This window comes from Actinomadura rubrobrunea NBRC 15275 (assembly GCF_001552235.1).
GTDB lineage: Bacteria > Actinomycetota > Actinomycetes > Streptosporangiales > Streptosporangiaceae > Spirillospora > Spirillospora viridilutea.
In genome coordinates, this window is the sequence record NZ_BCQU01000223.1 from 1 (window position 1) to 782 (window position 782).

The following is a 782-nucleotide window of genomic DNA, read 5'->3' on the forward strand; positions in this document are numbered from 1 at the left end:
GGTGTTGGGTTGGGTGTCTGGTTGTCCCGGTTGTTTCTTGAGAACTGCACAGTGGACGCGAGCATCTCTGATGGACGACCTTTTGTGGGTTGTCTGTTGAATTGCAGCAGTTCGCCTCGTGTGTTCAAGTGTTTAAGGGCGCACGGTGGATGCCTTGGCACCAGGAGCCGATGAAGGACGTGGGAGCCTGCGATAAGCCTCGGGGAGTCGGCAACCAGGCTGTGATCCGGGGATTTCCGAATGGGGGAACCTGGCACCCGTCATGGGGTGTCGCCGCCGTCTGAATGTATAGGGCGGTTGGTGGGAACGCGGGGAAGTGAAACATCTCAGTACCCGCAGGAAGAGAAAACAATAGTGATTCCGTGAGTAGTGGTGAGCGAAAGCGGAGGAGCCTAAACCGTGCACGTGTGGATAGCCGGCAGGTGTTGCGTGTGCGGGGTTGTGGGACCACCCTGACCTAGCTGCCGATGGGTCGAAGAGTTATAAAGTCTCGTGATAGCCGAACGGCTTGGGATGGCCGACCGTAGACGGTGAGAGTCCGGTAGGTGAAATTGCGGGGCCTCTTGGGTGTGTTCCCGAGTAGCACGGAGCCCGTGGAATTCCGTGTGAATCTGCCACGACCACGTGGTAAGGCTGAATACTTCCTGGTGACCGATAGTGGACCAGTACCGTGAGGGAAAGGTGAAAAGTGCCCCGGTGAGGGGTTGTGAAAGAGTACCTGAAACCGTGTGCCTACAAGCCGTCAGAGCCTGGACCTTCTTCTTCGGAGGAGGGGAGACCGG

The 782-nt window shown here is 57.7% G+C and carries 1 rRNA gene; it reads left to right on the forward strand.

Going from position 1 to position 782, the window contains the following annotated elements:
• Nucleotides 1–122 precede the first annotated feature (122 nt).
• Nucleotides 123–782: ribosomal RNA gene (locus tag AR3_RS31900) — 23S ribosomal RNA — on the forward strand; the annotation flags it as partial.